The organism is Blautia sp. ZXY-1-C6 (assembly GCF_056339875.1).
Genome location: NZ_JBWJVQ010000054.1, coordinates 1 through 5,990, shown reverse-complemented (window position 1 = coordinate 5,990; position 5,990 = coordinate 1). Strand labels below are relative to the sequence as shown.

General features: G+C 44.5%; 5 protein-coding genes and 2 pseudogenes. 6 read left to right on the top strand and 1 reads right to left on the bottom strand.

Annotated features, from left to right (window positions below; translation table 11 throughout):
* From AC075J_RS02270 to AC075J_RS02245, 6 genes and pseudogenes are all read left to right on the top strand, one after another.
* Nucleotides 1-1,087 (top strand): annotated as a pseudogene (locus tag AC075J_RS02270) (molybdopterin cofactor-binding domain-containing protein); the annotation flags it as partial.
* A 15-nt stretch (nt 1,088-1,102) separates the two neighbouring features.
* A complete protein-coding gene (gene xdhB / locus AC075J_RS02265) occupies nt 1,103-1,987 on the top strand; it encodes a xanthine dehydrogenase subunit XdhB (protein WP_022381430.1) in 885 nt (294 codons plus the stop codon).
* The gene (xdhC, locus tag AC075J_RS02260; protein WP_022381429.1) at nt 1,984-2,484 is read left to right on the top strand and encodes a xanthine dehydrogenase subunit XdhC; all 501 of its coding nucleotides are present in this window, start codon (nt 1,984-1,986) and stop codon (nt 2,482-2,484) included. The genes xdhB and xdhC overlap by 4 nt, the downstream gene beginning before the upstream one ends.
* Nucleotides 2,481-3,359, top strand: coding sequence for a selenium-dependent molybdenum cofactor biosynthesis protein YqeB (gene yqeB, locus AC075J_RS02255; protein ID WP_022381428.1), 879 nt, complete (start codon nt 2,481-2,483; stop codon nt 3,357-3,359). Before xdhC ends, yqeB begins: the two co-directional genes overlap by 4 nt.
* A complete protein-coding gene (yqeC, locus tag AC075J_RS02250; protein WP_055059498.1) occupies nt 3,319-4,035 on the top strand; it encodes a selenium cofactor biosynthesis protein YqeC in 717 nt (238 codons plus the stop codon). The genes yqeB and yqeC overlap by 41 nt, the downstream gene beginning before the upstream one ends.
* A gap of 6 nt (nt 4,036-4,041) precedes the next feature.
* Complete coding sequence (locus AC075J_RS02245) at nt 4,042-4,728, top strand: nucleotidyltransferase family protein (protein WP_022381426.1); 687 nt, start codon at nt 4,042-4,044, stop codon at nt 4,726-4,728.
* A 403-nt stretch (nt 4,729-5,131) separates the two neighbouring features.
* On the opposite strand, the pseudogene arcC reads toward AC075J_RS02245, so the two are convergent.
* Nucleotides 5,132-5,990 (bottom strand): annotated as a pseudogene (gene arcC, locus AC075J_RS02240) (carbamate kinase); the annotation flags it as partial.

Sequence of the window (5,990 nt, the reverse complement as noted above, 5' to 3'; positions counted from 1 at the left end):
TATGAGGATGCTTACCTGAAGCCGATCGCAGCAAACACCAACGGGATTTTTGAATGTCTGGAAAAAGGTGCAGATTATATCCACTGGGAAGAAAAACGAAAAGAATATACAAACCAGACAGGTAATATCCGCAGAGGCGTCGGAATGTCACTTTTCTCCTATAAGACAGGTGTATGGCCGATTTCACTGGAAATTGCAGGTGCAAGAATGACTCTGAATCAGGATGGTGTTGGCCTGATGCTGGGAGCTACTGAAATCGGTCAGGGTGCTGATACGGTATTTTCCCAGATGGCGGCTGAGGTTTTAAATATGGATATCAGTGATATTCATATCCAGACAGTCCAGGATACTGATGTCAACGCCATTTGATACCGGTGCCTATGCATCCAGACAGTCGTTTGTAACAGGAACAGTTGTTAAAGACTGCGCAAATCTTCTGAAGAAAAAGATTCTGGATTATGCAAAAGAGCTGTTGCCTGAAGAGACAAGGAAACTGAGGCTTGATCATGGGTGGATCATGGCAGGAAAAGATCCTGCAATATCTCTTGGAAATCTTGCATTGGAAAGTTATTACAGTCTTGGCAATTCTTCTGTTATTACAGCAGAGGTTTCCGAGCAGGTAAAGAAAAATACGATTGCCACAGGATGCTGCTTTGCTGAAGTGGAAGTCGATATAAAGCTTGGCAAGATCAAAATCCTTCATATCATTAATGTGCATGACAGCGGGAAGCTTATTAATCCGAAACTGGCTGAAATGCAGGTACAGGGCGGTATGTCTATGGGAATTGGATACGGTCTGTCGGAGCAGCTCATTCTGGATGAGAAAACAGGAAGACCACTGAACGGAACCCTGCTGGACTATAAACTGATGACAATGATGGATACTCCTGATATCAAGGCGGATTTTGTGGAACTTGATGATCCGATTGGACCTTTCGGAAACAAAGCACTGGGTGAACCGCCGGCAATTCCGGGTGCACCGGCAATCCGTAATGCAGTACTTCATGCAACAGGTGTAGCCTTTAATGAAAATCCTCTGACACCACAGAGACTGATCTATGGCTTTATAAAGGCCGGACTTATTTAGAGGGGAGGGGATTTTATGTACGATATTGAGAACTATTATCAGGCTGAAAGTGTAAAAGATGCTGTGAGATTACTGAATGAACATCCGGATGCCAGGATCATTTCCGGAGGAAGTGATGTGCTGATCAAAATCCGGGAGGGAAAATTTGCCGGAACTTCTCTGGTGAGTATCCATGGGATCAAAGAAATCCAGGGTGTAAAAATGGCGGATAACGGAGATATTTATATTGGTGCCGGAACTGTCTTCTCACATATAACAAATGATGCAATTATCAGGAAATATATTCCGGTTCTTGGCGAGGCTGTAGATCAGGTAGGAGGACCACAGGTACGAAATATTGGTACTATCGGTGGAAACATCTGCAACGGAGCAGTCAGTGCGGACAGTGCGCCGACCGTATTTTCCCTGAACGCACTGCTGAGGCTGGAAGATGGAAAGGAAGGCCGTCTTGTACCTGTAAAAGATTTCTATCTTGGACCCGGCAGGGTGGATCTGCGGCAGGGAGAGATTCTGACCTATGTGATCGTTCCTGCAAAAGAATATGAAGGGTATCATGGTCATTATATTAAGTATTCCATGCGAAATGCCATGGATATCGCAACGATCAGCTGTAGTGTGGTGAGCAAGGTAGATCAACAGGCAGGAGTGATAGAAAATGTGCGCATTACCTTTGGAGTTGCAGCTCCGGTTCCGTACCGCTGCACAAAGGCAGAAGAGGCTTTGAAGGGCATGAAGATAGAAGAAAGCCTGTATGAAAAGACAGCACAACTGATCCGGGAGGAAATCAATCCGAGAGATTCCTGGAGAGCATCCAGGGCATTTCGTCTCCAGATTGGCGGAGAAATTGCGGCACGGGCATTGAGACGTACCGTAGAACTTGCAGGAGGTGACCGCATATGAAAAAGCAGATGCAGCTTGTACGATGTACAGTAAACGGAAGAGAAGTTGAAGAATATGTAGATGTAAGGGAGTCACTGCTTGATATGCTTCGCAACCGCCTTGGACTGACTTCTGTAAAAAAGGGCTGTGAAGTAGGAGAATGTGGTGCCTGTACAGTAATCATAGACGGAGAGACTATTGACTCCTGTATTTATCTGGCAGTCTGGGCGGAGGGTAAAAATATCCGTACACTGGAAGGTCTGGAGAAAAACGGAGAACTTACCAGGATTCAGGAGGCATTTATCGAAGAAGGTGCCATACAGTGCGGTTTCTGCACTCCCGGATTTATCATGTCTGCCACTGTTTTACTGGAACATGGAGAGAAATTATCAAGAGATGCGATTCGGAAACATATGGCAGGAAATCTCTGCCGCTGCACAGGTTATGAGAACATTGTAAATGCGGTGGAAAAAGTAATGGATGAAAATGAGACAAGAAGAGGAAAGACAGTAAGATGACAAACAGATACACAAATGTCCCAAAATCTGACAATAAACCGGAAAATGTTGTAATAATAAGAGGTGGCGGTGATCTGGCCAGCGGTACGATCCACAGATTATACCGATGCGGCTACCGTCTTCTGGTACTGGAATGTGAGAAACCCACTGCGATCAGGCGAATGGTTTCTTTTTGCGAGGCTGTTTACGACGGGCAGTCTTCTGTGGAAGGAGTTCTCTGCAGAAAAGTTGACAGTGTAGAGGAATGCGAGGCAGTCTGGAAAGCCGGGGAGATTCCTCTTATGGCAGACACAGAAGGAACTGTCCTTAAGAAATACAGACCTGCAGCACTGATAGATGCAATTCTTGCAAAAAAGAATCTTGGAACCACCAGAGAGATGGCAGATCTAACCGTTGGTCTTGGACCGGGATTTGTGGCAGGTGAGGATGTGGATTATGTAGTGGAGACTATGAGAGGCCACAATCTTGCCAGAATCATCACAAAAGGCGCTGCTATGCCAAACACAGGAGTTCCGGGTATCATTGGAGGATTTGGAAAAGAGCGCGTGCTCCATGCTCCTGCGGCAGGGGAAATCCATTGTATCTCAAAGATTGCAGATATCGTGGAGAAGGATCAGGTCCTTGCCTGGATCGGAGATACACCTGTCAGGGCTTCTCTTACAGGAGTTTTGCGTGGCATGATCAGAGATGGATTTACAGTGCCGAAGGGGATGAAAATTGCAGATATTGATCCGCGCAAAGAACAAAAGAAAAACTGTTTCACGATTTCCGACAAAGCCCGCTGTATTGCCGGCAGTGTATTGGAAATCCTGCTTTCAGAAGGAGTGATGCCATATGAAGCACCAGGTCGATTTTCTGGAACTGCTGCAGATTGATTATGAAAAATACCCTGTGATCGCTGTAGTTGGCGGCGGCGGCAAAACCAGCCTGATCTACCGCCTTACAGATGAACTGATCGATAAGGGAAAGAGAGTGATCATTACCACGACCACCCATATGGCAGGAGAATCTGAACTTCCGTTTGCCAGGGGCGGAGATGCAGTCAGGGTAAAAGAACTTCTGGACAAAGAAAGATATGTGATTGCTGCGGAATATGAGGAGGACACAGGTAAATATGCGTCTCTGACAGATGAAAAACTGGAAGAACTGAGAGAATTATGCGATGTAATGCTTGTGGAAGCGGACGGAGCAAAGCATCATCCGGTAAAAGTCCCGGAGAAATGGGAGCCTGTAATCCCCAGATGTGCGGACATTGTGATCAGTGTGATCGGGCTGGACTGTCTGGGGCAGCCAATCAGTCAGAGTGCTTACCGTATGGAACGTACCTCGGAATTTCTCAGGAAAAGTCTAGAAGCTCCGATCACTGAAGAAGATATTGTAAAGATTGCGACTTCTATCTGCGGACTTTTTAAGGATGTGGAAGAAAGAGTATACAGAGTGTATCTGAACAAGTCAGATATACTCAAAGAGAAAGAACCTGCAGAGCACATTGTTGAGGAACTGGAAAGGAAGAATACAGTAGCGGCTTACGGAAGCCTTTTGGAGGAATAAATTATTTTGAAAATTGCAATGATCATGCTGGCGGCTGGAAACAGCCGCCGTTTTGGGGCAAATAAACTGTTATATGAAATAGACGGAATACCTATGTATCGACATGTGCTGGAACAACTGGATGATACAAAGAAGAAAATAGAAAATATCTATTCGGAATATTCAGATATTACTGAGGATAATAATAATGATAATAATTCAGATATTGTTCAGTTAAATAACCTGTACAGAAATAATATCACAGCAAAAATAATCTGTAATATTATTGTTATTACTCAATATGATGCCATTGCAGAAGCAGTGAAAACAAAGGAAATACAGGTTTTGTATAATCCCCATCCGGAAGATGGAATTTCTTCCTCTGTAAAAATCGGTCTGAATGCCAGCCTGGATGCAGATGCAGTGCTTTTTACTGTGTCTGATCAGCCCTGGCTTACCAGTGAGACAATCTGTGAACTGATCCATGTGTTTTTAAACACTTCCAAAGGAATCGCCTGTGTTTCCTGTCAGGGGAAAATGGGAAATCCATGTATTTTTGACAGGAAATATTACAATGAGCTGCTTTCTCTGGAAGGAGATAAAGGCGGTAAAAAAGTGATCATGAAACATCTGGATGATACACAGATTTATGAGATAGAAGCAGGCAGGGAACTGGAAGATATTGATTATTATGAATCTATAGCAGTCCACTAGTACATCGTTTCGTAAATAACTATACCAATCGCGTAGGATGCGGATTCGAGTGTGCTGGTATAAAAACGCAGGCGTAGCGGGCTACGCTGAGGCTTTTAGACCTGTGCAATCGGATTCGCAGACAAGTGAGTGGTATAGTTATTTCGAAAACGATGTACTAAAGTGTGTCTGAAAAATGCTTTCCGCAAGATGTATGTCAAAATATACCGAAAAGTGGGGCGTGCAGTTGCAGGAATGATTTTCCAGACACTCTGGTCCACTCATCACAAAAAAAGTTCCGGGCGAGGTCACCGGAACTTTTTTTGCGCAATTATTTCGCTATATGGCAGATATCCTGAATATGTGGCAGTTATATATATCAGTATTAAACAGCTGATATATAATAAGATATCTGCTGAACAGATTAAAGATGGATTTTGGTTCCGGTTTTTCCCTGGATACCGTCTTTGGCTTTCTGAAGTAAAGTGATCATGGCAGTTCTTCCTTCTTTGGAGCTTGCAAAATCAACGGCAGCCTGAACTTTCGGGAGCATGGAACCTGGGGCAAACTGTCCCTCATTAATATATTTCTTAGCGTCATCTACAGTGATGTCATCCAGCCATTCTTCGTTTTCCTTGCCGAAGTTTACAGCAACCTTCTCCACTGCTGTAAGAATGATAAGCATATCTGCATCCAGCTCTTTGGCCAGGGGACAGACTTGCATAATCCTTATCAATAACTGCTGATGCACCTTTGAGATGATGTCCGTTAAGAACAACGGGAATTCCGCCGCCACCGCAGCAGATAACGATTTTATTTGCATCCACAAGACTGTTGATCGCATCCTGTTCAACGATTTCAACAGGCTTTGGAGATGCAACTACACGACGATAACCACGCCCTGCGTCTTCTTTCATGATATGTCCATATGCCTTGGCCTGATGGTCTGCTTCCTCTTTTGTCAGGAATTTGCCGATCGGCTTGGATGGATTTTCAAAAGCAGGATCATTGGGATCTACACGAACCTGAGTGACAACAGTGACGACAGGTGTGCGGACAAATCCTCTGATTCGAAGTTCCTCTCTCAAAGCATTCTGCAGATCATATCCGATGTAAGCCTGACTCATGGCAACACAGACAGAGAGAGGAGTGTTTGGCTGATTCTCATCTTCTCTGGAGAGAGCAGACATGGCATTGTTGATCATGCCAACCTGTGGCCCGTTTCCATGTACAACAACAACCTGATGACCTTCTTCGATCAGATCGCATAATGCTTTTGCAGT

What these genes read in the sequence shown, in the direction of transcription:
- yqeC (WP_055059498.1), top strand. Translation starts at nt 3,319, where the DNA reads ATGAAGCACCAGGTCGATTTTCTGGAACTGCTGCAGATTGATTATGAA.
- xdhC (WP_022381429.1), top strand. Translation starts at nt 1,984, where the DNA reads ATGAAAAAGCAGATGCAGCTTGTACGATGTACAGTAAACGGAAGAGAA.
- yqeB (WP_022381428.1), top strand. Translation starts at nt 2,481, where the DNA reads ATGACAAACAGATACACAAATGTCCCAAAATCTGACAATAAACCGGAA.
- xdhB (WP_022381430.1), top strand. Translation starts at nt 1,103, where the DNA reads ATGTACGATATTGAGAACTATTATCAGGCTGAAAGTGTAAAAGATGCT.